Source organism: Collimonas sp. OK307 (assembly GCF_900113705.1).
In the GTDB taxonomy this organism is placed as follows: Bacteria; Pseudomonadota; Gammaproteobacteria; order Burkholderiales; family Burkholderiaceae_D; genus Collimonas.
In genome coordinates, this window is record NZ_FOQI01000017.1 from 66,260 (window position 1) to 91,880 (window position 25,621).

At 53.3% G+C, this 25,621-nt stretch carries 26 protein-coding genes; 13 read left to right on the forward strand and 13 right to left on the reverse strand.

Going from position 1 to position 25,621, the window contains the following annotated elements; genetic code table 11:
• The first annotated feature begins 142 nt into the window (after positions 1-142).
• From BM205_RS19675 to BM205_RS19690, 4 genes are all read left to right on the forward strand, one after another.
• On the forward strand, positions 143-1,084 hold the full coding sequence (locus BM205_RS19675; RefSeq protein WP_092416562.1) for an alpha/beta fold hydrolase: 942 nt from the start codon (positions 143-145) through the stop codon (positions 1,082-1,084).
• Between the two features lie 40 nt (positions 1,085-1,124).
• Positions 1,125-2,105, forward strand: coding sequence for a glutathione S-transferase family protein (locus BM205_RS19680; RefSeq protein WP_092416563.1), 981 nt, complete (start codon positions 1,125-1,127; stop codon positions 2,103-2,105).
• Between the two features lie 146 nt (positions 2,106-2,251).
• Positions 2,252-2,923, forward strand: a complete 672-nt coding sequence (locus BM205_RS19685) for a glutathione S-transferase family protein (RefSeq protein ID WP_092416564.1) — start codon at positions 2,252-2,254, stop codon at positions 2,921-2,923.
• A gap of 85 nt (positions 2,924-3,008) precedes the next feature.
• The gene (locus BM205_RS19690; RefSeq protein WP_092416602.1) at positions 3,009-3,449 is read left to right on the forward strand and encodes a VOC family protein; all 441 of its coding nucleotides are present in this window, start codon (positions 3,009-3,011) and stop codon (positions 3,447-3,449) included.
• Positions 3,450-3,667: 218 nt separating this feature from the next.
• On the opposite strand, the gene BM205_RS19695 is transcribed toward BM205_RS19690, so the two are convergent.
• Genes BM205_RS19695 through BM205_RS19710 form a run of 4 tightly spaced genes read right to left on the reverse strand, consistent with a single transcriptional unit; the run spans position 3,668 to position 8,446 of the window.
• Positions 3,668-5,227 (reverse strand): DHA2 family efflux MFS transporter permease subunit, encoded by a 1,560-nt coding sequence (locus BM205_RS19695; RefSeq protein ID WP_092416565.1) that lies wholly within the window; start codon positions 5,225-5,227, stop codon positions 3,668-3,670.
• Positions 5,228-5,242: 15 nt separating this feature from the next.
• Positions 5,243-6,418, reverse strand: coding sequence for an HlyD/EmrA/EmrK family protein (locus tag BM205_RS19700; protein ID WP_092416566.1), 1,176 nt, complete (start codon positions 6,416-6,418; stop codon positions 5,243-5,245).
• A 54-nt stretch (positions 6,419-6,472) separates the two neighbouring features.
• Positions 6,473-7,969: an efflux transporter outer membrane subunit gene (locus BM205_RS19705; RefSeq protein ID WP_092416567.1), complete on the reverse strand. Its 1,497-nt coding sequence runs from the start codon at positions 7,967-7,969 to the stop codon at positions 6,473-6,475.
• A gap of 39 nt (positions 7,970-8,008) precedes the next feature.
• Positions 8,009-8,446: a MarR family winged helix-turn-helix transcriptional regulator gene (locus BM205_RS19710; protein ID WP_092416568.1), complete on the reverse strand. Its 438-nt coding sequence runs from the start codon at positions 8,444-8,446 to the stop codon at positions 8,009-8,011.
• Positions 8,447-8,886: 440 nt separating this feature from the next.
• Here BM205_RS19710 and BM205_RS19715 point away from each other — a divergent pair, with 440 nt between their 5' ends.
• From BM205_RS19715 to BM205_RS19745, 7 genes are all read left to right on the forward strand, one after another.
• Positions 8,887-9,069: a hypothetical protein gene (locus BM205_RS19715; protein WP_092416569.1), complete on the forward strand. Its 183-nt coding sequence runs from the start codon at positions 8,887-8,889 to the stop codon at positions 9,067-9,069.
• A gap of 90 nt (positions 9,070-9,159) precedes the next feature.
• A complete protein-coding gene (locus BM205_RS19720) occupies positions 9,160-10,821 on the forward strand; it encodes a cbb3-type cytochrome c oxidase subunit I (RefSeq protein ID WP_092416570.1) in 1,662 nt (553 codons plus the stop codon).
• 6 nt (positions 10,822-10,827) lie between these two features.
• The gene (locus BM205_RS19725; RefSeq protein ID WP_092416571.1) at positions 10,828-11,421 is read left to right on the forward strand and encodes a cbb3-type cytochrome c oxidase subunit II; all 594 of its coding nucleotides are present in this window, start codon (positions 10,828-10,830) and stop codon (positions 11,419-11,421) included.
• Between the two features lie 76 nt (positions 11,422-11,497).
• Positions 11,498-12,100, forward strand: a complete 603-nt coding sequence (locus tag BM205_RS19730) for a c-type cytochrome (protein ID WP_092416572.1) — start codon at positions 11,498-11,500, stop codon at positions 12,098-12,100.
• An 8-nt stretch (positions 12,101-12,108) separates the two neighbouring features.
• Entirely contained in the window at positions 12,109-12,750 is a 642-nt protein-coding gene (locus tag BM205_RS19735) for an SCO family protein (RefSeq protein ID WP_092416573.1), read from the forward strand.
• Positions 12,751-12,860: 110 nt separating this feature from the next.
• Entirely contained in the window at positions 12,861-13,376 is a 516-nt protein-coding gene (locus tag BM205_RS19740) for a hypothetical protein (RefSeq protein ID WP_092416574.1), read from the forward strand.
• Positions 13,366-13,740 (forward strand): group III truncated hemoglobin, encoded by a 375-nt coding sequence (locus BM205_RS19745; protein WP_092416575.1) that lies wholly within the window; start codon positions 13,366-13,368, stop codon positions 13,738-13,740. Before BM205_RS19740 ends, BM205_RS19745 begins: the two co-directional genes overlap by 11 nt.
• Before the next feature lie 6 nt (positions 13,741-13,746).
• On the opposite strand, the gene BM205_RS19750 is transcribed toward BM205_RS19745, so the two are convergent.
• Entirely contained in the window at positions 13,747-15,180 is a 1,434-nt protein-coding gene (locus tag BM205_RS19750; RefSeq protein ID WP_092416576.1) for a MocR-like pyridoxine biosynthesis transcription factor PdxR, read from the reverse strand.
• Positions 15,181-15,370: 190 nt separating this feature from the next.
• Between BM205_RS19750 and BM205_RS19755 the strand changes: the two genes are divergently transcribed.
• Positions 15,371-15,811 (forward strand): carboxymuconolactone decarboxylase family protein, encoded by a 441-nt coding sequence (locus BM205_RS19755; RefSeq protein WP_092416577.1) that lies wholly within the window; start codon positions 15,371-15,373, stop codon positions 15,809-15,811.
• 246 nt (positions 15,812-16,057) lie between these two features.
• Here the strand turns inward: BM205_RS19755 and BM205_RS24355 are convergent, their stop codons facing one another.
• From BM205_RS24355 to BM205_RS19765, 3 genes are all read right to left on the reverse strand, one after another.
• Complete coding sequence (locus tag BM205_RS24355) at positions 16,058-16,204, reverse strand: hypothetical protein (protein WP_175511332.1); 147 nt, start codon at positions 16,202-16,204, stop codon at positions 16,058-16,060.
• 197 nt (positions 16,205-16,401) lie between these two features.
• Positions 16,402-17,835, reverse strand: coding sequence for a MocR-like pyridoxine biosynthesis transcription factor PdxR (locus BM205_RS19760; RefSeq protein ID WP_092416578.1), 1,434 nt, complete (start codon positions 17,833-17,835; stop codon positions 16,402-16,404).
• 194 nt (positions 17,836-18,029) lie between these two features.
• The gene (locus tag BM205_RS19765; RefSeq protein ID WP_092416579.1) at positions 18,030-18,455 is read right to left on the reverse strand and encodes a hypothetical protein; all 426 of its coding nucleotides are present in this window, start codon (positions 18,453-18,455) and stop codon (positions 18,030-18,032) included.
• An 801-nt stretch (positions 18,456-19,256) separates the two neighbouring features.
• Between BM205_RS19765 and BM205_RS19770 the strand changes: the two genes are divergently transcribed.
• A complete protein-coding gene (locus BM205_RS19770; protein WP_092416580.1) occupies positions 19,257-20,216 on the forward strand; it encodes an AraC family transcriptional regulator in 960 nt (319 codons plus the stop codon).
• A 172-nt stretch (positions 20,217-20,388) separates the two neighbouring features.
• On the opposite strand, the gene BM205_RS19775 is transcribed toward BM205_RS19770, so the two are convergent.
• The 5 genes from BM205_RS19775 to BM205_RS19795 form a co-directional block, all read right to left on the reverse strand.
• On the reverse strand, positions 20,389-21,039 hold the full coding sequence (locus BM205_RS19775; protein ID WP_092416581.1) for a response regulator: 651 nt from the start codon (positions 21,037-21,039) through the stop codon (positions 20,389-20,391).
• A 212-nt stretch (positions 21,040-21,251) separates the two neighbouring features.
• The gene (locus BM205_RS19780) at positions 21,252-22,217 is read right to left on the reverse strand and encodes a helix-turn-helix transcriptional regulator (RefSeq protein WP_092416582.1); all 966 of its coding nucleotides are present in this window, start codon (positions 22,215-22,217) and stop codon (positions 21,252-21,254) included.
• Positions 22,218-22,633: 416 nt separating this feature from the next.
• Positions 22,634-24,082, reverse strand: a complete 1,449-nt coding sequence (gene terL, locus BM205_RS19785; RefSeq protein WP_092416583.1) for a phage terminase large subunit — start codon at positions 24,080-24,082, stop codon at positions 22,634-22,636.
• On the reverse strand, positions 24,079-24,516 hold the full coding sequence (locus BM205_RS24360) for a DUF5681 domain-containing protein (RefSeq protein WP_092416584.1): 438 nt from the start codon (positions 24,514-24,516) through the stop codon (positions 24,079-24,081). The genes terL and BM205_RS24360 overlap by 4 nt, the downstream gene beginning before the upstream one ends.
• A complete protein-coding gene (locus tag BM205_RS19795; RefSeq protein WP_254783968.1) occupies positions 24,506-25,585 on the reverse strand; it encodes a DNA-methyltransferase in 1,080 nt (359 codons plus the stop codon). The genes BM205_RS24360 and BM205_RS19795 overlap by 11 nt, the downstream gene beginning before the upstream one ends.
• Between the last annotated feature and the right edge of the window lie 36 nt (positions 25,586-25,621).

Consider the following 25,621-nt stretch of genomic DNA (forward strand, 5'->3'; position numbering starts at 1 on the left):
GTGCAACTCCTTCGAATGAGTTCATGAAAAGCATCGTACGACAAATCCGATCAGCGGGTCTACCATGCTTCCAAGACATGCCACAAAGCCGTTCCATTCACAGCCGCTTATTCACGAACGTAATTCATTACAGGAGTAAATCATGAACATCATCAATCGCATTGCACGACTTTTCGGCACTGCCCTTGTTCTGTCGGCGACACTTCAGGCCGGCTCCCAAGCTGCCGAAACCACCCCGTTCAAGGAGAGTTCGACCAATGCCAACGGCGTCAAGCTTCACTATCTGGTTGCAGGCCAAGGCACGGACACGCCGGTAGTATTGCTACACGGTTACGCGGAGACGAGCCACATGTGGATCCCGCTAATTGGGCAACTGGCCGATCGCAGGGTGGTAATCGCCCCCGACCTACCAGGCGAAGGCGGATCTGCCGTGCCTGATACAGGCTATGACAAAAAAACCATGGCGCAAGACGTACATGCATTGGTTAAGGCGATGGGATATCGCAAGATCAAGATCGTCGGCCACGATATCGGCCTGATGGTTGCATATGCCTACGCGGCACAGTATCCGGAGGAGGTCGAGAGCGTGACCTTGATGGATGCCTTCCTTCCCGGCGTTGGCGATTGGCAAAAAGTATGGCTGCTACGAGATAAGTGGCATTTCCATTTCTACGGCGATACGCCTCTGAAACTGGTGGCAGGACGCGAGCGGATCTACTTTGAACATTTCTGGAACGATTTTGCCGCAGATCCAACGCATTCGGTGTCGGAGGCCGATCGCCAGCTCTACGCTGCCAATTACGGACAACCGGGACGGATGCGCGCAGGTTTCGAATACTTCCATGCGTTTCCGCAAGACGCTGAAGATTTTGCTGGCTTTGCAAAAACGCCTCTGACCATGCCGGTGCAGGTTCTGGCGGGTGAAAAGGCCAGCGGCGCATTCCTGGTTAATCAGGTGCAATTGGTGGCGACCAATGTCCAAGGCAAGATTATCAAGGGATCGGGGCATTGGCTGATGGAAGAAGCGCCACAGGAAACCATCCAGGCGCTGGTCCAGTTCATCAATGCGCCGTCGTCGAAGTAATCATAGCTTTCCATCAAAGTATTTAAGAGGAGTAACAGTCATGGGACTTTTAGTGAATGGCCAATGGCAAGACCAGTGGTACGATACCAGCTCGACCGGTGGCCGCTTTGTCCGCAAGGATGCCGCCTTTCGCAACTGGATAACTCCTGACGGTGCAACCGGGCCAAGCGGTATCGGCGGCTTCAAAGCGGAAGCCGGTCGCTATCACCTTTATGTCAGCCTCGCTTGCCCTTGGGCGCACCGTACCCTGATCATGCGCGCCCTGAAAGGTTTGGACGAGATGATCAGCGTATCGACCGTCCATTGGCTGATGCGGCAAGAAGGCTGGACATTTGCCGACGGCCCTGGAGTCGTGCCTGACGCCATCAACGGCGCACGCTTGCTGCATCAGATCTATGCCGCAGCCGCCCCGCAATACACCGGTCGCGTCACGGTGCCGATCCTATGGGACCGCAAGCAGCACACTATCGTCAGCAACGAGTCGTCCGAAATCATCAGGATGCTGAACACTGCATTCGAAGGTATAGGCGCCACGCCCGGCGACTTCTATCCAGTCGCATCGCGTCCGGAGATTGACGCAATCAACGCGCGGGTTTATGACACATTGAACAATGGCGTATACAAGGCTGGTTTTGCCACTACCCAAAAAGCTTACGAAGAAGCTGTCGTCCCCCTATTTGAAACACTGGACTGGCTTGAGCAACATTTAGAGACCCGACGTTTCCTGCTCGGCGCCCAAGTGACCGAGGCAGATATCCGATTGTTCACCACGCTGATCCGCTTTGACGCCGTCTACGTCGGTCATTTCAAGTGCAATCTGCGCCGCATTGCGGACTACCCGAATTTATCTGCGTACACGCGAGATATTTATCAAATTCCGGGCATCGCCGAAACGGTCAATTTCACGCATATCAAGCGGCACTACTATGAAGGCCATCCTTCGGTGAATCCGTCCGGTGTTGTGCCGCTAGGCCCCGTGCAGGATTTTTCGACGCCGCACAACCGTGCTCGACTGGCATAAACGAGCTTAGCGCCAGCCGATGCTGACGCGGCACCCCTCCCTTTTTTTTAGGCCGACGGCGCGATGTGAGACGCGCGCTGGCCGGCATCTGATCGCGCTGTTTTCAGTGTGATCGCTTTCGTCTCTTTTTTTATTTAGGAATAATCATGCTTAAGTTCTATTTTCACCCCTCACCAAATCCAATGAAAGCCGCCCTGCTGCTAGAAGAGTTGCAAACGCCTTTCGAACTGATCGCCGTAGATACATTCAAAGGTGAGCAACACCATCCTGAATTCCTGACAATCAATCCGAACGGCAAGGTCCCAGCCCTCGTCGACGACGCTGTAACAGTGTTCGACTCCCATGCAATCCTACTGTACCTCGCAGAGAAGCACGGCAAGTTCCTGCCGACCACACCGACTGGCCGTGCCGCAATGCTGTCCTGGTTAGAATTCGTGGCAACCGGACTCTCGCCGTTCTCTGGTCAGGCGGTGCACTTCCTGCATCACGCACCGGAAGAACTGCCGTATGCCCGCAACCGCTACCTGAAAGAAGTGCAACGCCACTACCGCGTCCTGGATGAGCGTCTGGCCAAGTCGAAGTACCTGGCCGGCGACGAATACACGATTGCCGACATGGCCCTGTGGGGCTGGGGCAATTTCGCAGGTTACATCCTTGGCGAAAAAGGCCTCTCCGACTATCCTAACGTCAAGCGCGTCGTCGATGAAATCTCCGGCCGTCCCGCCGCAGCACGTGCGCAAGTTCTCAAGGAGACATTGACGCTGAAGGCGGAGTTCGACGAAGAAACGCGTCGCGCCCTGTTTCCGCAAAACGCCTGATTAATCGCGCAAAAAACAACGGCTGGTCGCATTGAAAGACCTGCCGTTTTTCGCGCAACAAAAATATTTTATCGAGGAACAACAAATGAGCAACAACAACTCTGTCGCAGGCAGTTTGCGGCTATATAACCTGGCGCTCGCCGTCGGCGATCTGGACAACATGATCAACTGGTACGACACCGTGCTGGGCTTTACCGTAACGGAACGCGGTAGTTTCGACATAGTTGGTGCGGACTTTGCCATGCTTGAAAGTAACGGCCTGAGACTGGAACTGGTTACCCGGACAAATGGGGTGCAGCAAGCTGTCGACAGAAGCAACCCACCCGACCATCTCAACGTGCTCGGCTGGAAAGCACTGGTACTTGAATCCGACGATTTGTCCAAGACGACGGCTTTCCTGGTTGAAAACAAGGTAGAGATAGTCTGGGCTGATCAGCAATTGACCGCCGAACGCCGCTCGACAATGATCCGCGATCCAGAGGGAAACCTGGTTAACATCTTCGGACCACGTCAGCCTAAGGTTTGAATCGTGCATCAAGCATGGTTCGCTATCGTTCCACTCAGCTCTCCCCCTGCACATTCGGTAATTGCGGCAAGCGTCGCATCACCGAATGTTCAACATACTACTGTTCTGACTTCCCTCCTCTCGCCTACAGAACCACCGCCGGCGCGACGTACTTCCTATAAAGAAACGGCCCCATACCCTAGCAAGAGTATGAGGCCAGGATCAATCCCGGTAACACTTTAATGTGCAGCAACAGCAGCAGCCGATGCATCGCCTTTGACTGGCTTGGTAATCCAGATCAGTGGAATGATCAAGACAAAGATCACTGCGGATATCCAGAAAATGTCGTTAATCCCGAGCATGGTCGCCTGTGCATTCAAACTGTTTTCGAACCTTGCATATGCCTGGTCCATTGTCAGACCCAGCGTATTCTGCAAGTTGGCAATGGATTCGGTAAAAGCCGGATTATTCACGCTTGCCTGCTCCGTCAATCGAGCATGATGTAGCACGGTCCGATTATTCCAGGCTGTGCTTGCGATTGCAGTGCCCGCCGCGCCGGAGAATACCCGGACGAAATTGGACAAGCCCGCTGCCGCGGGAATTTTATCCGGTGACAGTCCCGACAGGATAATGGCGGTCAAAGGCACGAAGAATAAAGCGGTAGGAATTCCCTGCAATAAAGTCGGTAGCACCAGCGTCCAAGTGTCGACTTCAGTCGTGTATAGTGAGCGCATGAAGAACACGATGGCAAACCCGACAAAAGCCATCGTCGCCAATACCCGTGTATCTGAACGCGGCAACACTTTCCCCATCACCGGCGCCAGGATCACGGCAAAGATGCCCAGCGGCGCGGTGACCATGCCGGCATCGACCGAGCGATAGCCAAGATATTGCTGTATCCACTGCGGCAGGATCACCAGGTTGGCAAAGAATACGCCGTAGGCCACGGAGATCGCGACGGTGCCACCGAGGAAATTGCGGCCGGCAAACAGCCTCAGGTTGATGATCGGGTTCTTTTCTGTCAGTTCCCAGATCACAAAGAAGATGAAGCTAACCAATGCGAAAGCGCCCAGGGCCAGGATCACGGGCGACTGAAACCAATCCAGGTCCTTGCCTTTGTCCAACATGATTTGCAAGGATGCGACCCAGGCGATCAGTGACATCAGGCCCACCTTGTCGATAGGAATTGCCTTGGACGGCGTTTCGCGGGTGCGATAGATGAACCAGGTCACGGCCGCCGCAAAAATACCGACCGGAATATTGATGTAGAAGATCCAGGACCATGAATAACGATCAGTCATCCAGCCGCCCAAGGCGGGTCCGGCGATCGGGCCGACCGTGGCGGTCATGGCCCACAATGAAAGCGCCAGCGAACTCTTGGCTTTGGGATAGGAACTCAACAGGATCGATTGCGACAATGGGATCAAGGGACCAGCGACGGCGCCTTGCAGGATACGTGCGGCCAGCAGGATCGGCAGCGTCGGTGCGATGCCGCACAGCCATGACGACAGCACGAACAGCAGGATCGCTGACACGAACAAACGTATCTGCCCGACCCGCTGCGTCAGCCAGCCGGTCAATGGAATAGAGATCGCATTGGCAGCGGCGAACAGCGTAATGACCCAGGTGCCTTCGTCGATGGAGACGCCGAGATTACCGGAAATGGTTGGAATCGCCACGTTTGCAATCGACGAATCCAACACATTCATGAAGGTGGCCAGGGCCACAGCGAAAGTTGCCAGGACCAGCTTACCGCCGGTGAGCGGAGGCAATTCCTTGGGTGTATTTGAAGTGTCCATGTCTGGCCTGCCGGGTTAGTTGGCGATGCGATTTTTGCTGACGATCTGCGCGATCTCTGCGTCAGCCTGCTTAGCGTAGTCGTCATACACATGTGTCTGGTACGAAGCATTCTTTGCGGTGCCGAGTTGCGAGCCGCTTTGATCGTGGATATCGACATCAACTTGCATCGAAAGGCCAATGCGCAAAGGATGTGCGCGCAATTCAGCAGGATCGAGCTGGATGCGGACCGGCAGGCGTTGTACCACTTTGATCCAGTTGCCGGTAGCGTTCTGCGCAGGCAGCGCCGAGAAAGCACTGCCGGTCCCGGCGGAAAAGCCGATCACCTTGCCATGGTAGGCAATGCTAGAACCATAGACATCCGCGCTTAGCGTAACCGGCTGCCCGATGCGAACATGCTTTACCTGGATTTCCTTGAAATTAGCTTCAACCCAGACACCGTCGAGCGGCACAATCGCCATCAATGGCGTACCCGGAGCTACGCGCTGCCCCAGTTGCACCGAACGCTTGGCGACATAACCGGTCACAGGCGCGGGCAATGTAGTGCGTGCATCGGCTAAATAAGCATCCCTGAGTCTCGCGCCTGCGCTGGCCACATTCGGATGTTGCTCGATGGACGACCTGCCGGTCTGGGCATGATTCGATGCCAATTGTTCCAGTGCTACCTGCAGCGCCGCCTTCGCTACCTTGACAGCATCGCGTGCATGGGCAACGTCCTCGGCCGACACGGCGCCGGCTTCGGCAGAACTACGGCGACGCAGATCGTCTTCAGCACGGGCCAGGTCGGCCTGGCGTTGTGCAATTTGTGCCTGGTAGACGCCATTGTTGACGTATAGAGTGCTGACTTGCTGCACAGTCTGGGCCAGCGCCGCCTCCGCCTTGACCAGTTCGACCTTGGCATCAGCCGGATCGAGCCTGATGACCGGATCGCCGGCTTTCACAATTTGCGTATCGTCGGCATTGATTTCAATCACCGATCCCGCCACTTGCGGAGTCAGCTGCACCAGGTTGCCGGCGACATAAGCGTCATCGGTATCTTCGTGATAACGCGAATGCACCAGGTAATATGCCGCGTACCCGACTGCGACGACCGTGATACCGCCGCCGAGCAAGGCAAGCATTTTATTGCGCTTGCCATTGGTTTTTGGAGAAATTTCGGGTTTTACAAGGTCTGTGTCATCTTTGACGTTCATGAGAGCACCATTAAAAAGTTGAAAATTAAACTGAGTGGATGCGGAATTTCAGAGTTACCGGGATTTCCGTGGTGAGCTGTCGGACGCAGCAATCAGCGCTGCATTGTGCGTATCGACAAATCCGCCGCCCAGCGCTGCCGCCAGCGCGATTTGCTGGGTCCGGCGATTCATGCGCAGGTTGATCAGGTTTTGCTGACTGGAAAGTGCGTTGATACGTGCCTGATATACCGTCAACTGCGTCGTCAGACCTGCTTTGTACTGGCTGGCGGCCAGCTGATAAGCCCGGTCGGCTGCCTGGACCGCAACCTGGGCGTCGGTCTGCTGCGCATCGTTGGAGCGGATTCTAGACAATTGCGTCGCCACATCGGACAAGGCGGCAACCAGCGTACGGTTGTAATTGGCGACGGCGAGATCGAAGTCCGCATAGCTGACCTTGAGCTTGGCGCGCAAGGCGCCGCCGTCGAAGATCGGCAGATGGATCGCCGGGCCGACCTGCACGGTGCGGCTGGCGGCGCTCAGGAAGCGCCCGAAGCCGAATGCGTCCAAACCGATTGCCGCACTTAAATTGATGTTCGGGTAGAAATTAGCTTTGGAGCTTTTGATGTCATGAGTAGTGACATCGACACGCCAGCGCGCCGCCACGATATCGGGACGCCTCGCCACCAGGTCGGCTGGCAATTGGTCAGGCAAGCGGACGACGTCGCCAGCACCTAAATTTGGCCGACGAATCGACAGCCCGCGATCTGGACCTTGACCGAGCAAGGCGCCCAGTTGATAACGGGCGTCAAGTATCTGTCCATCAAGCGCCGTCAGCGCTGCTTTACTCGATGCCAATTTGTTGATCGCAGTTTGCCGTTCCACTTCGGTATCCAGGCCGGAAGCGATGCGCTGTTCTGCAATGTGGCCGACGCCTTGCCATTGCCGCACATCATCTTCCTCCAGTTCCCGCAGTGCATACAGGCGCGCCAGTTCGTTATAGACACTCGCAATCGAGGAACTCAGGGACAACTTGACTTGTTCGCTTTCGGCTTCGGCCGCCCGCAATTTCGATACCGATGCAGTCAGTGCCTGGCTGTTTTTTCCCCACAAATCAAGATCATACGTGGCACTCAACACCGCCTTGTTTTCCGTTTGCCAGGAACCGGCATACGGCGGAGGAACCAGTGCTGTGCTGGAATATTGTTGCCGACTCAGAGAATAATCCGCTCCCACCTTGGGCAAGGTGGCGGCGCGGGCCTCTTCGCTGAAGGCCGCTGCGGAAGCAACGCGTGCGCGCGCTTCATCAAGAGAAGGATTAGTCTTGAGCGCTTCAGCGATCAGGTCGGACAGTTGCTGGTCACCGAACTGGTTGGCCCAATCTGCAGCAGGCCAGTTGCCGTGCTCGGCAGGTAAGCTTTTCGCGTCTTCCGTGGCTTGCGGCTGGATGATGTGTTTTTCGCTACTAATTCCGGAATAATTTGCGCAGGAAGACAGCAAGGCTGCCATCAGCAGCGGCAATAACAAGTGCGTATGGCGCGCGGCTTTTGGGTTGCTATATATCTTGTTTTCCATTATTTGACTCGTCAGTTAAATTGTTAAAAAAAGGGCGAGTTACCCCTCCAGAAACTTTCCGAGCAAGCGGTGAAACTCGATGAACTCGGCTGGCGTGAAGTTTTTCAACCTCTGATTCAATACATTCGGTGCGATCGTTGGGATTTTTTTCGCTGTCTGTCGGCCTTTAGCTGTCAATTCCAGATTCACGCTGCGGCGGTCATCGACGCTGCGCGAACGGACCAGCAGGCCTTGCTTTTCCAACTTATCGAGCATGCGTGTCATGAGGCCGGTATCGATCTTGAGCAACTTGCTCAATTCGAATGGCGTGCTGGCCATGTTGCGTGCCATCGATAAAATGACACCCATTTGCTGCATGGTGATATCCAATTCCTTTAGCGCGGCATCCATTTCAATCTGTAATTCGTTCCTGGCCCGGCTCAAGGCAAAGCCGATGCTGGTAGTTGGGTGGTAATTATCTTCGGTGTAGTGTTTCAATTGAGCCTCCGTTTCGTGATGGCTTCAATTTAACTGACATGTCAGATATTGTCAAGGCAGATTATTTGTTTTTATAAAAAATCGGAAAATCATATTTTTTATTCGCGCTCACGCTGAAGTCCCACCTTTAGCTCGCGTCTACTTCTGCCATCGCTCAGCGCTCTCTATGCCAAGCCTATTTAGCACCTGCTACGGCGTCGTCACATGCAGAAACCAGCCGCCTGGGAATATCTTTCTCAGACTTCTCTCCCATCGATCTCGTCCCCATCAAGGTAAATAATATCGACGGCTATGAAGAGGCCAATTTTGGCGAATTCGCGTAGACCATTAGAAATGACAGCAAATGCGACGATGTTTACGAAATAATCGTTCAACTATTTGTGGCGAAGTATTACTTTCTCCATCGATTTTCACAGCGACGTCGTATCGGAAATACCATCATGAATTGGAACATATCAGCATCGCTCTTCAGCGCAGTGTTAGGCGTTGCTCCGGCCAAGGTGCTGGCGCTGCCGTGTATTACCGCCGCCATGCTAATCGTCGCTTATTTGCTGTTGCGAGCCATACGGTTTGGATTGATCGGAAATCCAGATGGTTTCGCAACAAAGAAAATCATGTACTAAAGAATCTGCATCAGCGCACGCAACGCGAGAACCGTGATTTTTACCCGGTGATCGAAATGTCCTAACCTAATTGTCATCCAGACCTTCAACATGAATACTGTCGCCATTCTGCTATCCGCGTTTACGCTATCAATTGTCGGATTATTTGTTTTTATCTGGTCGCTGCGAAAGCGGCTATTTGACCCGAGTCCAGCTGCAGCCAAGGTTATTTTTTCAGAGGGCGAGATCGGCACCATCGAAGAGCCGGCTGCCAGTACCAAGCAACGCGCACTATTGCAGCAGCAAAGCGAGGATGCAAGCTCCGCACCGGCGTTGACTGCATCGCAAACCGCAGCTCTGAGCAAAGAGTTGGCAGAACGCGTCGCCGCCGACAGTTCAAGTTCATTCGTCGTTTTCGTCTTCTTTGCCAGCGCGGTGATCTGGCTGATCGTCGGATCGCTTGCCGGCTTGACCAGTTCGATCAAATTGCACGAGCCGGATTTCTTGGTCGACCAGGCGTGGCTCACCTTCGGTCGTTTGCGCACCATTCATTTGAATATCGTCGCGTATGGGTGGGCGCCGATGGCTGCGCTTGGTACCGCCATCTGGATCCTGCCTCGCGTACTGAAGACTGAACTGATCGGTGCACGTTTCGCCATACTGGGTGCCATATTATGGAATGCGGGCTTGATCGCGGGCGTCGGTTGCATTGCGGCCGGCATCTCCGACGGCCTGGAATGGCTGGAAATTCCGTGGCAGGTGGATATATTGATTGTCATAGGCGGCCTGCTGATCGGTTTGCCTCTGGTATTTACGCTGCAAAATCGCAAGGTCAGTCATTTGTACGTATCGATCTGGTATATGGGCGCTGCCTTATTCTGGTTCCCTATTCTTTTTTTCATCGCCAACATTCCCGGATTGCATCACGGCATTGAACAAGCGACGATGAACTGGTGGTACGGCCATAACGTGCTTGGCCTGTTTTATACCCCTATGGCATTGGCTTCGGTCTACTACTTCCTGCCAAAAATCATTGGCAAACCGGTGCAATCGTATAACTTGTCGCTGCTCGGCTTCTGGACCCTGGCCTTCTTTTATGGCCAGGTCGGCGGCCACCATTTGATCGGTGGCCCGGTTCCGGCATGGCTGATTACGCTTTCCATCGTGCAAAGCGTCATGATGATTGTGCCGGTGATCGCCTTTTCGATCAACCAGCACATGACCATGCGAGGCCGTTTCGGGATGCTGGTCCATTCGGCGACACTGCGCTTCATCGTGCTCGGCGGCATGATGTACACGCTCAGCTCGCTGCAAGGGTCGCTGGAAGCCTTGCGCAGTATCAATACCATCACCCATTTCACCCACTTTACAGTCGCTCATGCGCATCTCGGCATGTACGGTTTTTTCAGCATGGTGATGTTTGGTTCGATTTATTTCGTGATGCCGCGCGTGATGGCTTGGGAATGGCCTTACCCAGCATTAATCGCCTTGCATTTCTGGCTGGTTGTCGTCGGTTTCTCGATTTATTTCATTGGATTGAGCATAGGCGGATGGTTACAAGGCATGCTGATGCTCGACGCCAATCATCCCTTCATTGATTCAGTGCGCGTCACCATCCCGTACCTAAAGAGCCGTTCATTGGGCGGCGCCATCATGACGCTGGGCCATCTGGTCTTCGCATTTCACTTCGTAGTGATGAGCTTGCGCTACGGCCCTCGTCGTACCGGCGCCGCCCTGCTGCACACCCGCACCTTAAACCAAGCACCAGCATAAAACGACATGGAAAACGAAATCAAATTATTATCGGGCGCGATGGTAACGCTGGCGCTGGCTACTTCGGTGCTGGTGGTGGTGCCGTATATGCAACTGGCCGACGTTCAAGCACCCGAAGGGCTGAAACCGTATACGTCGGCCGAACTGCGCGGACGCGAACAATACATCAAGAACGGTTGCGTGTATTGCCACTCGCAACAGCCGCGGGCAAAAGCGCAAGGCCCCGATTTTTCACGTGGCTGGGGTCGTGCTTCGGTAGCAGCGGATTACTATTATGACAATCCGCATTTACTCGGCACCATGCGCACCGGACCGGACTTATTCAATATCGGCGCACGCCAACCGAGTTACGACTGGCAAATAGGACATCTGTATCAACCGCGGGCCTACACGCGAGGTAGCATCATGCCGTCCTATCCTTTCCTGTTCGAAATCAAGGACAAGGCGGATCCCAATGACAAGGTCGTCAATCTACCTGCCGGCTATAAACCGGCAGGCAAGATCGTCGTTGCCACGCCGGAAGCCCAGGACCTAGTGCAATACCTGCTGTCGCTCGACCATACGTATCCGGCGATCGTGCCCGTGGCGGGCGCCAAATAATCGCTGCGCGCAGGCGATTCATCATTCGCCGGCACTAACCCGCCGGCCCGATTGACTTCTCTTTTCGAATATCATCATGCGTCACGACCACGAAACAAGCACTGCCCAGAAACGCGAGCATGCGGACCCGAGTGAAATCAACCGGCCGATACCGATCATCGTGATCTTGTTGGCGCTAGCCCTGTTCGTCTGGGCTATCTTCTATATCGTGATCAGACGCCCGAGCGACAATCCGGCCTTTGGCGACAATCGCGCGCGCAGCGAGCTAATGGCTGCCACCGCCGGCGGTTCAGGTGGACGGGTCGACGGGGCGCAGGTTTTTGCGGCAAATTGCATCGCTTGCCACCAGGCCAACGCTATGGGTTTGCCCGGCGTATTTCCGCCATTGGCGTTATCGCAACGCGCAACAGCAAAAGCGACGCTGCCAATCAGCATCGTGTTGCACGGAATTAGCGGAAAACTGACTACCAGCAGCGGTGTCTTTAACGGTTCCATGCCAACCTTCAAGGCAAAATTAAGCGATGCCGAAATTGCCGCAGTACTCACCCACGTACGCACCAATTTCGGCAATGCGGCGGGGCCGGTCAGCGCTGCCGAAGTCAAAGCTGTACGCGATCAGACCAAAGACAGAACCACACCGTGGACCGGCGACGACGAACTCGCCAAAATCAAACAATAAGGACAGGTATGTCCGCGCCCCGCAAAACCATATTGGTATTGATGCTGATGCTAGTCATAGGATTCGCGGCGATTTACCAGCTCACCGCCGGATTTCAAGCTTTTGCCAGCGAAGACCTGCGCCGCATCGACGTCGCCCGCCAGCCGCGCACCTTGCCTGATGCCGATGCCGAGTTTGCCTCCGGCTCCGTCACCCGGTTGGCGCACGCACTGCGAAAAGACGGCCGGGTTGCAATCGTCGCCTTCATTTATACGCGCTGCAACGCTGTGTGCGCCGCGCTAGGTACGGAATTTCAACAATTGCAACATACGATACAGGAAAAAAAATTGGGAGATCGGGTGCGGCTGCTGAGCATTAGCTTCGATGCCGCGGACGCTCCTGACGAACTGGCACGCTACGCGTCCAGCTTGCACGCGGATCCAGCAATATGGGATTTCGCGGCAATCCCGGATGCCCGCCGGCGTGGCGCCATGCTCGACGCGTTTGGCATTATCGTGGTGCCTGCCCCGTTCGGGCAGTTTCAACACAACGCCGCGTTTCATGTCGTGACGCCGGTTGCGCAGTTGGCGCGCATTATTGATTTCGATATGCCTGATCAGGCGTTGGCGCAAGCGCTGGCGCTATCGCGCACGGCACCACAAGGACAATGATGCATAGCGCCTTACGTCCCCTGCTGCGCCGCTTTCGACCAGCCGGCATGTTGGCAGCAATCGCATCAATTATTTTGTGCGCCGTCACGCGCTCCTCGCTTGAAAGTAGCATGGCATCGCATATGCTGCTTCAAATGCCGTTGCTTATCGCCGCCGGGGTCTTCTTGCAGGCAGTTATGCCCGAGCGCGCTTATCTATCCATACTCCGCCAACATTGGCGCATATGTGACCAGTACGGGGTGTGCAGCTTGCTGGCGATATTGCTGATTGCCACTTACTGGATGATTCCTATCTCAGTCGAACGTGCGGTAACGTCGACGCGGTTTGATGTTTTAAAATTTCTCGCGTTGCTGATTGCCGGCACGCTGCTTCCCAGCGGCTTACGACGCGCCAATCTGATCATCCAGATTTTCTTCATCGGCAATCTGTGCGGCATGATGGCAATCATTGGCATACAGTATCAAGATTCGCCACAACGCCTTTGCAACAGTTATCTGCTCGACGACCAGATCGCGACCGGCATCGGCTTGTTGTGCTTTTCACTAACGATTCCGCTGCTATGGATCAGCACTCATATATTGCACAGCGCAAAATCTATTACGACAGGAAACAACCATGACACATAATATTGACTCAGCCGCAGTCCGACAACTGGTCCTTGAGTTTTACGACGCAGTTCGACAAGATCCGCTATTGCAACCGATATTTGTCGGCGCCATCGGCGATAACTGGCAACCGCATCTGGAGCGGATGGTGTCGTTCTGGTCTACCGTGATGCTAGGTACGCATGAATTTCAAGGTAACGTTTTCGACAAACATATGACGTTAACCGGCATCACACCTGAGCACTTCCATCACTGGCTGGCGCTGTTCGAACAAACAGCCGACCGATTGCTCGCCAACGAGACTGCGACGGAAATAAAACTGGTCGCCCACCGTATTGCCGCCAGCCTGCAACTCGGTTTCTCATACAGCCTGCCGACACATTAAACCAGCTCATGCAATTTCCGTCAGAATCGTCTTGACGCGATCCAACGCCGGCTCGATATCGAGCGTTTCGATCGCCCCGTAACCGAAGAACAAGCTCTGCACCGGTGTTTCGAGGTGATAAAAGACGTCAGTCGCATATAGGCCGACATCGGCACGACGCGCCAGTTTGAGCAACAAAGGAATATCAATCTCCCTAGTCGTCAATGCGGTCAGATGGAAACCTGCCGTTGCTGGAATCGCCCGTAGCCACGGCGCTAGATCGCCGGCAAGGCGCGACAGCAGTTTTTCGCGACGGCTGGCATACATCGCATGGCAGCGCCGGATATGCTTTTGCAAATAACCGTCATCGATGAACTTGGCCAGCGCCCATTGCATCATGGTCGGCGTGTGCCAATCGCACAGGTGCTTGGCAATGGTTACCGCTTTTCGTATTGAGGGTGGTGCAATCAGGTAGCCAACGCGTAATTCCGGCAGCATGACCTTCGAAAACGTGCCAACAAATGCCACCAAGCCGTCTGTATCCATACTTTGCAAGGAATCGGTCGGTCGCCCCTCATAGCGAAATTCACTGTCGTAATCGTCTTCGATGATGATGGCGCCGAGCTCACCGGCGCGCTTGAGCAAGGCCTTGCGGCGTGCCGCGCTCATCGGCATGCCGAGCGGAAATTGATGCGCCGGTGTGACATAGATCAGACGCGTGCCGTCAGGTATCAGCTCGACCACCATTCCTTCCGCATCAACTGGAATGCAGACCACATTCGCGCCCTGGCTGGAAAAAATTAGGCGGGCCGGCGGATAGCCGGGATCCTCGATCGCCACTGTGCTACCAGGATCCAGCAACACGCGCGCAATCAAGTCGATCGCCTGCTGCGCGCCGTTGGTGACTAGCACATCCATCGGCACACACTGCACGCCCCGGGAAAACGCCGTATGGCGAGCGATCGCTTCGCGCAGTGTCGGCAAGCCTTCCGGCTCCGAATAAAATCCGCTGTCTGCATGACTTTTACGCAAACCATGCAGCATGCACTGGCGCCATTCTGCAATTGGAAAATGGCTTTTTGAAGCGCCGCCGCCGACGAAATCAAAAGCCGAACGCATTTCCGGCTCCAGATGATGCAACGGCACCGAACGGCTCAGCCAATTTTTGAGAGTGGCGCTAGCGGCTAGATCCTTGGCGGCGAAACGGCGTGGCTGTGACCGAGTTGCAGCATTGACAAACGTTCCAACGCCTACTTCGCCGGTCAGAAACCTGTCAATGGTCAACCGCGTATAGGCTTCAGAAATGGTCTTGCGCGACACCTGCAACTGCTGTGCCAGCAGGCGCGATGGAGGCACCTGCTCACCCACCGTCAGGCGTCCGGTTTGAATGGCCACTCTGATCTGTTGATAGACCTGCTCTACCAGATCTTTATCGCCATCGATAACGATGTGCAATTCCATAATTTCTCCAGGTACGATGCGCAATGCAGGTTAATGATTTGCTTGCCGGAATGCCACGTGTTTTAGCACGTCGCTACAAACAGTGCAAATCGTTGCTTTAAGTGGTCTCCCGTTTTTCTCCCGAATTGGCTATCCGGCAGCGCACGCGAACTCTTATCATGCAATCTCCTACCACACAAAGGAGAATATCTTGGAAAACCGTATCGATTTCTACAAAGCATCCCCCGACGCATTGAAAGCCATGATCGCCCTGGAAGGCGCAATCGCCAAGATGGGGTTGGAACCATCACTGCTGGATTTGGTCAAGCTGCGCGCCTCGCAAATCAATGGCTGTGCCTTTTGCATTGACATGCATACTGCAGATGCCCGCAAGGCAGGTGAAACCGAGCGCCGCCTGTACGCCGTTACGGCCTGGCGTGAAGCGCCATTTTTTACGGAACGGGAGCGCGCTGCGTTGGCCTGGACTGAATCGCTGACGTTGGTCTCCCAGACCCACGCGCCGGACGCCGACTACGAACTGCTGCGCAGTCAGTTCAACGATGCCGAAATGGTCAATCTGAGCCTCGCGATCAATGCCATCAACTGTTGGAATCGCCTTTCTATCGGTTTCCGTAAGATGCCAGCAGCTTAATCGTTAGCGGTGAATACGAAAAATCATAGCCTGAGTGGTGCAATTTGGTTCTTCTTCTACCAGACGCTATACAAAAACGCCAGCCAATGTGGCTGGCGTTTTTTATCCGCTGACGCAGTTTATTGGCGACGGCCGAAAGAAACGGCGTAGGCATTCGAACGTGCATTTGCCACCTGGTCTTCTATTTCGATGCCCTTAGGCAAATTGTTTGGCATAAACACCAAGCTCTTTTGCGCGGTCTCGCTGTCAGCAACTATCTTTGTCACGGACAATACCTTCCAGCACTATACCTTTGGCGTGGATGGCGCGCGAGTGATGTTCGCCAAAAACACTATTGAGCGTGTCGACCATTTCGGCGGGTGTACTTTTCAGCTCGCGCTGAGGCGTTACCACTTGAGCTCCAGCAGCGGCGCACAGTAATAACATAGCCAATGGCAGGACATGCGAAGTAAAGCGAAACACAGTTTTCTTTTTTTGAATCCCTAGTAATGTTTAATCAAAAAAATGACAGCAAATTTCACACATTCAACTAAATATCAAACCACATTCACCGTCATGATTTTCTACCGTACTCCCCTACCTTGGTTAACTCATGCAATTTCCGTCAGAATCGTCTTGACGCGATCCAACGCCGGCTCGATATCGAGCGTTTCGATCGCCCCGTAACCGAAGAACAAGCCCTGCACCGGTGGTACGATGTGATAAAAGACGTCAGTCGCATATAGGCCGACATCGGCGCGACGCGCCAGCTTGAGCAACAAGGGGATGTCGATCTCCCTAGTCGTCAACGCGGTCAGATGGAAACCTGCCGTTGCCGGAATCGCCCGCAGCCATGGCGCCAGATCGTCGGCAAAACGCGACAACAGTTTTTCGCGACGGCTGGCATACATCGCATGGCAGCGTCGAATATGTTTTTGCAAATAACCATCATTGATGAACTTGACTAGCGCCCATTGCATCATGGTCGGAGCATGCGAATTGCATAGGCGCTTGGCGACGATTAACGCTTCCCGTATTGCGGGTGGCGCAATCAGATAACCAATCCGTAATTCAGGTTGCATGACCTTCGAAAACGTGCCAACAAATGCCACCAAACCGTCTCTATCCATACTTTGCAAGGAGTCTATGGGGCGCCCCATATAACGAAATTCACTGTAATAGTCGTCTTCGATGATGATGGCGCCGAGCTCACCGGCGCGCTTGAGCAAGGCCTTGCGACGCGCCAAGCTCATCGGCATGCCGAGCGGAAATTGATGCGCCGGTGTGACATAGATCAGGCGCGTTCCATCAGGTATTTGCTCAACCACCATTCCTTCTGCATCAACCGGAATGCAGGCAATATAGGCACCTTGGCTAGCAAACGTCACGCGCGCCGGCGGATAGCCGGGATCCTCGATCGCCACTGTGCTTCCAGGCTCCAGCAACACGCGCGCAATCAAGTCGATCGCCTGTTGTGTACCGGTGGTGACTAGCACATCAGTGGGTACGCATTGAACGCCCCGGGAAAACGCCGTATAGTGGGCGATCGCTTCGCGCAGTGCCGGCAAACCTTCGGGCTCCGAATAAAGTCCGCGGTCAGCATTGCTTTTACGCAAGCCGTGCAACACGCACTGACGCCATTCCGCAATTGGAAGATGACCTTTTGAAGCGCCACCGCCGACAAAATCATAAATGGCACGCGTCTCCGGTGGCTGCGAGGCCGTTGAACGGCCCAACCAATTTTTGAGAGTGGCGCCGGCTGCCAAGTCTTTGACGGCAAAGTGGCGTTGATTTGGCTGCGGCTGATTTACTGCATTGACAAAAGTCCCAGCCCCCACCTGACCGACCAGCAACTTATCCATGGTCAGCCGCGTATAGGCTGCCGATATGGTCTTGCGGGACACGTGCAATCGCTGCGCCAGTAACCGTGAGGGAGGTACTTGTTCGCCGGCCGTCAATCGACCTGTTTGAATAGCTTCCTTGATCTGTCGATAGACCTGCCTTACGAGGTCTTTATCGCTATCGATGACGATATGCAATTCCATAGCCACTCCCGTTGCGATCCTGCGAGACTCTTGATCAGTTCGTTCGGCATAATCGCTACGACAATGAGCATCCATCAAAAATCCTTTCGATGAAAATATCAGATGGATAGTGATCGTCGATGCGTCATGCTCTGGACTTATCTGAAGGGTAGACGACCATCCCAGTCCTTAATAAAACTCGTAATGGCACAAAATCACGTGCCGTCGATTACATATCTGCTTAGAATTGGCACAGATAAATTTGCTCGCCCATCTTCACCATCGAGTTCATTGGTAGTCGATAAGAGTTCGCTTGTACTGCAATCCAAACATTGAGCCGCAAGCAGAGACTTCTTGACGAAGGTGCTGAACGACGGACGAGTTTTGGATTTTTTCCAGAGTTCATATCGACCACAAAAAACGAAGCCATCCAAGAACGTGATTTCAAAATCGCATTCGAAATAATCGTTGGAACAATTGCCCCAGGCTGACAACAATTTTTCAGCAGTTCTAAACTCCCCGACGACAGCAACAAACTGCGTACTTGCTCGCGCGATTCGAATCTTGACTACCTCTATGCTTTCGCCACTGGCAATCTTCGGGAATGTCTTACCGACAGTTGCATTGGAACGAATGTCCATCGCTAACCTCATTCAAAAATTTGGTGGTACGACGTTGTAAACCGCAAACCGATTAATCCTTCTCTTACTCAAAGCGCGTTTTCACTTTATTGCCTAGAAACCTGACTTGAGCAATATCGTGGATGAAGTTTGTATGAGTATTAGCTTATCCCCCACTGCAATGTTCACACACCCCCAAAAGGGGGGATGTTGCAGACATCTAACGTGGAGTCACCACCATGATTTTTTTAGCTCATGATGTTGTGCTCAGTACCGACCCTGAATGCAAATTTTATCCAGCTGGGGGAATTGCATACACATCAGAAAAATCAGATTATTTTTGATTCAGATAAGATAAATCGAAGCATGGCCCGACGTTCCGTAGCGCCAACTAAGTAAGAGTTACCGTGGAAAATGGACGTCATTTATCGCTTTGTTTATGTTCCAGATCGAAGTCAAGGCATGAAACCTTGGTAGAGAGCGCCATAGCATTTAGTTTCGCCATTGCGCGCGTTGAGCGGTGCCCTGCAGCCAAGCGAAGAATGTCACATGAGTCATTTGTACCAGCCACGGACCTACAAACAAGGATCGCATATGCCACCACATAATTACTCATTTGACATCAAGGATAATCAGGATTCTGTTATATTGGATCAGGCGCGCTCAAACGTACATACGCCATGTGAGCAAATTAAGACAGATCCTTGATCTGATTACCGGGAAAACATCAACCTCGCTCCGATCCCATCAGGTTGCTTCGCAATTTTGTGAGCCCGGGTACGTATTCCAGCATCTGAGCCTGCCACATAACAGGAGTTATAAATGGAACTCACTTCTCCATCTATTGTTCACCGTTGGTCAACTGATTCGGTGGAACCTTCCCAAAGATTTGCCTTCTGGTCGGAGACCGTATCAGCGGCGCTAACTCCGTTGACTATATGTGGTGAGAATCCGGGCCTGTTCCAAGCCGAAACAAAACTGGTGTCAATGGGACCAATTCAGCTCGTAAATCAGGTTGGTAGCTGCCATCGTGCCCTTCGAGGGGCGCGAGAAGTAAGCCGTACCGAAGAGCACACTTACAACCTCCTTATCAACATGACTTCCTCCTGGCACTACGATCATCGCGGCGTCACCAAGCTTGGTCCAGGGGATGCACTTTTTACCAACTCTCTCGATGGATTTAATCTTGATTTTTTTGCTCCCCACAAAGTAGTCAACTTACGGCTCCCCGCTATCTGGATCAGACGTTGGTTGAGCGCCCCAGATGCGCTTGTCGGGCTCAGAATTCCCTGTGATTCAAACTGGAGCCGAGCGCTAACGTCTTTCGTAGTTCAATTGACCACCGAATTCGTTAGCAACTCGCCAGTGCCACACTCCGTTCTGGTCGATCAAATTGGCACCTTACTCGCGCTCGTAGCGGCGGAAATGGGAGGGTATAAGAGTGCACCGAGTCACGGTGAAACGGCGCTTGGTCCCCGGATCCTTGACTGTATCAGTCAACGATGCGCCGAACCCACACTTACAGCAGACGACGTCGCCGCAGCGCTTCATATTTCTGTTCGCACTCTGCACCGTAGCCTGGTTGCTGGCAAACAAACTTTTGGGGCTGCCTTGATTTCTGCGCGAGCAACGGTCGCTTTACGGATGCTCGAATCGCCTTTATTCCGGCGATTGACTACTGCCGAGATCAGCCGCCGTGCAGGTTTCTCAAGCCCGGCGCACTTTTCAAGAGTTTTGAAACGGCAGACCGGTCGTACACCGACGGAGCTTCGTAAAAAATAAATCTCGAAGTGGCTCAACAGATAAGAAGGTGAGAATTCCACGCCGTCTGATATTAGATCACTTATCTACGCGTTGACAGGCTCGGATCAATTCTTCGCCGAAGTAGGGTACTCTGTAACTGGGGGCGGACAATGATGTCTGAGCCTTAGCGTGGCGCAAATGGCCGCAAAATCTAACTTTCGATTAGTCCGCGCCGCCGGGCGACCGACACGGCACCAGTCCTGCTTGTTGCGTCCAATTTCGAAAGTATGCTGGTCAAGTATTTTTTTACGGTACCAGGAGCGATGTTGAGATGATATGCGATCAGCTTGTTTGCCTCGCCATCTGCGACGTGCTTGAGAATCTCGGCTTCTCGAGCGGTCAGCGCATCTCCGGTTAGTCGGTTAGCTAGTTTTTCTGCGACCGACGACGGAATATAGCTTCGGCCAAAGCTAACGCATCGGATACATGAAATCAGCTCCTCTGGCGTCGTGTCTTTGAGCAGACAGCCTTTTGCGCCAGCACGCATACCCCGAAAAACATCCTCGTCTCCGTCAAACGTCGTCAGGATAACAATCAATGCGTCGCGCTTCTCGGCACGGATCTGCGTAATTGCCTCCACCCCGCCCATTTCTGGCATCCTCAGATCCATCAGCGTAATGTCCGGTTTATGCTTCCGCCACTGCTCAACTGCCTCTAGTCCGTTGGATGCCTGTCCGACGATTTCGACATAGCCTAAATCGTTCAGCAGCGACGCGATACCGGCACGGACGACGCAATGATCGTCGGCAATCATGATACGTAGAGGTGCCACGGGGGGAAGTCTATCAAGAATGGTTTGCATATAAAATCCTAGGTAGTTCCAAATATAACGATCTACTTATGCTTTCTCCCCGCTTTTGAAGTTGCTCTCAAAATCTATAAAACAACGTAAGCACTGAGACTTCCTTAATGATCTGCAAAATGAAAATTTCGGACCACCCACAGAATTACAATCGCAATCGGGCTATCAATTTCCTTTTTCATCTCCAACGAAAATCCCATTATTAAATCCTTCTAACGATCTAGGCGAAACTGTGACGGCGTGCGCCCAATAAGACGTTTGAACGCTCGAGCGAAGTGACGCAAATTGGTAAAACCCACTCGGTGTCCAACGGCTGTCGTTGTCAAGCTCTTGAACACAGGCGATTTCAACATCCATGATGCTTGAGTGACACGAGCTTCAATGAGTAAACTCCCAAACGTTTGGCTGCTGGCACCAAGCGTTGCATGCAATACTGCAATGGGAATATCCAACTCACTCGCAATCTGAGCACCCGTAAGAGTGGTTTCAGCACATCGCTGCTTAATGCGATCCCAAATACGCGCCTTCAATGCAAGATTTACGGAGGACACCAAGGACGATACCGTCCCACTAATATCAGCGGCGATAAGACTCAGCAGTGCGCCGAGATGATCCAACAAGACTGATTGCGGTAGGGGGGCGTGGACCACGAATTCAGGGGAGAGTTGGGTTGCGAACGCCAGCAGTGGCGTTGCCCATCGAAAATCGGAAGTAATTAGGCGGCCTGTCAGCGCTGCTGGATCCGGAATCCATTGACGCAGCCACTGTTCGGGAAGCTTCAAATGAATCATCCGCCACGGGGAGAAAAATTCTAAATCATGGGGAAAATTGGAATCGGTGATAACAGCAGAACCTGGCTTCAGGAACGTGAAGCCGCAATGTGTCAGAGCAACTTCGGAAGTAAGGGCGATAAGGAGGTGATAGCTACGCTCTGTGCTAAGCGCAATTTCTTTTTTTCCTCGATGGGACTGATGTGCACTGCCTCCTTGTCGAATTACCGTTATCAAGCCAAGCTCACTTGAAAGCATTTCCGCCCGGAACGGTCCCTTCGCTCGACTTGCGACACGCATCGGACAGAGTGAAGACGATAACACGTCTGCAAAATAATCAACTCGCTCGGTCTCTGTCACCTCTTCAGTCGACCAGTGCTGGATCGTAGATATAGTGTGATGGCTCATTCTAGTTCTGTAGCGGAAGCATCGATGGAACTTACATGGTGTCTTTTTTTTGACATGAGCGAAACTGCGCGTGAAGTGGTTTTGGTCTAAAAAGCCTGAGATACGATAGCGATCACGATTGCTTTATGGTCGGCGTGAGATCCTGTGAATCAGTTCGGCGAATTGACCGCTGAATCTCCACTTCTAGGAGTCATTATTATCCTGACGCCATCATTTGAATTGCCTCACCGTGCCAGCGGTGTGATGTTGTTTTGACTTTGTGTGCCATCTGGGATCAGGCCTGGCGACGACGTCGAAGTCGTAGCGCGCCCGGACCAGTTCGTCAATGTCGATGGCGGCGGCGCACAACTGCTCTATCTATTAACCCGGATTGGTGCACTTTTAACGTGCCATTTTGCAAATTATTAACGCGACATTTACACGCGCCCCTTACTTTCGACTAATTCCCTGTAGTACCGCAGAATGCCCGGCTCATTGCCATCCGTTTGTATCCAGCCAAGCGCCTGCGATGTCGAATCGACTTGATCGTCAAATTTCCCTTTTGGGAAGGTCGTCAATTCCGTCACATATGGATCCAGCCAGTGTGCTTTTTCAGGCAGCACCACAAACCCACCTTCAAACTGCGCAGTCTGTGCATTCATCCGCATGACCTTGTCTCCTTTCGGGACGATGCCTTTGACTTTTGAGAGGCCGTCGTTCCGTAGATCCTGGATCAATTGTGTCCCCGACGCTTTGTCTTCAATCAGGATAACGTTGGGTTTATACCGATTTGCCAGTTCAACAATAGACCGCTTTAGTTCCGGAAAGGCCATCCGTTTTCGGTACACATCGATCAGGTAGCGCTTTTTCTGATAAATGCCCCAGGTGGTGCACACGCTAAAGTCACTTAATTCCGTTTCCTTACTAGCAGTGTCCCAGCTTTGAACGATCTGCTCATACTGTTGTGGCCACTCATGCGGCGCGGCATAGACCAGCCACTCTTCTTTGACCATGCCTCCGCCGCGCGGAACAGGTGACTGCTGATACTGGCCGGCAAAATTGTATTCTCCGATAGTGGCACGAATTTGCTGCAACACCTCGAACGGCTCACGCTCGGGATGCAGCACATCTCCGATTTGACGGATAACTGTCCGCGCACCGAATAAGGTGTCAAACGCGAACGACTCTTCCTGTTCCGCAATGGCGGGCAAGGACAACACTTCCCAACCTTCCTGCTCCAGGACGTGACCAACCAAGTCGTCCAGATGCAAACGTTGCATGATCATGATCACGCGCCCTGTCTTCTTGTTATTTAGGCGACTTAATACGGTATGGTCGAACCATGCATTGACAGTTTGGCGTTGCACATCAGACAACGCCTCGTCCGGTTTGAGAGGATCATCAATAATAATGAAATCGGCACCCCGTCCGGTGAGTACGCCGCCGACCGACGTCGCCAAGCGTCCACCCTGCTTGGTCGTAGAAAAATCGGAGGCAGATGGGCGACCACTCATTAAGCGTGTCTCGAATACATCACGGTACCAGTCACTTGTCATGACGTTGCGGCAGTCAAGTGCGAGCTTGGCTGACAGATCCTGACCATAGCTTGCACAGAGAACCTGTGCGGACGGCAGATGGCCGAGAACCCATGCTGGAAATGCAATCGATGCGCAAATCGACTTGAGCGAACGCGGTGGCACGTTAATGATCAAACGACGGATCTCGCCACGCAAACACGCGTCTAACTTTGCGGCGATCAGGTCGATGCGCCAATTATGCTGATACGGCGTTTCGGGATTGAGTTGGATGAAGCAGCGATGAATGAACGCGCTCAAGTCATTTCGAAGCAGAACCGCCCTTTCGGCGGGTGTCAGATTCAGGCTCATTTTGTGATCTCCTTTTTTAGTGACTGGTCATGCGTGGGCGCAATCGACGCCTGTTGCATCCGTTTGACGATATTGGCAAGCACTTGCTGATCCGCTTCCGGGTTTGCCGATCGCTCTCCACTGTCGTCAATCTGATTGTCCAGAAATGGAAACAGCTGAAGCAATAGCTTGATGGCCACCGACTCACCAGCTGCAGCGCGGTTGACGACCTGCTTCATCGACGCCTCCAGCTTGGTGATCGATTTGCGTTGCCCATTCTCTGTAATAGTGACGCGTTCATTCAAGGCCGCTTGCAATGCCGTGGCGACATTGCGCTTTCCCTTCGGCCGGCCACTGGGATTGCCGGATTGTCCTTTTTTGAATTGGGTATCGGTCGGCGGTTTGCCATATCCGACAGGATAGTCTTGGTCCTTTTCCGTTTTCTTATGCGGCACGATCGGTCTCCTCGCGCATTGCTGCCTGATTTCCTTCCCGCTCGGCAAAGGATTGACCGCTGGTAGCATGGATCGCCTGTTGTCCAGTATAGTTTTGCCAGCGGCGAATGGCGGTATCAACGTACAATGCATCGAGTTCAATGCCATAGCAGACCCGACCAGTGCGTTCTGCGGCCATCAGTGTGGTGCCGCTGCCCAGAAAAGGATCCAACACGATGTCGCCACGCTCCGAGCAATCGAGGAGTGCGTCAACCACCATCGCCACTGGTTTGACGGTCGGGTGCAACGCCAACAGATTGCCTTCGTCGCCGGTACGTTGAAACGAATTGACGCCGGGGTAGCGCCAGATGTTGGTGCGGTTACGTCCGTATTTACCTAACTGGACATTGTTAGTGTGTGGTGCTGTGCCGTGCTTGAACACGAAGACCAGTTCGTGCTGACTCCGGTACATGGAGCCCATACCGCCGCTATCTTTAGCCCACACACACACATTCTTGAGCTCGGTATAAACGGCGTTGCCGGCGGTGAGCATTTCCATCAGGTGCCGCCAATCCATACACAAAAAATTTATTGCGCCCGCTTTGCTGTGGCGCGCCATCAGTTCGCAGCTCGTCGTCAGGAATTGCGTGAATTCGGCCTGATCCATTTCGCCGCAGGCCATTGAAAATTCGCGATGTTTTATATTTCCCTTGCCGCCAACATGGCCGTCAATGGCAACGTTGTAGGGTGGATCGGAAAACACTACACCTGCGAGACGATCCTCCATCAGCCGGCTGTATGCAGCATGGTCAAGGGCATTGCCGCAGTGAATGCGATGTTCGTCTAATTGCCAAACATCGCTGACCTGAGTGACGGCGACTGACGACAATGGGGGCACTTGATCGGCGGCGTCGGTTTTGCTCGGATTGCCCGTTTCGAGCCCTTCAATCCGGAAGTCGATCCCCCCCGTATCGAAGCCGGTCACTTCCAGACTGAAATCCAGATCCAGCAGCGACAGGTCTTTCAACTGCGTAGCCAGCAACTTATCATCCCAGGTGGCGTTTTCAGTCAGTTTGTTATCAGCGATCATGAACGCGCGGATCTGGGCTGGCGTCAGATGTTCCAG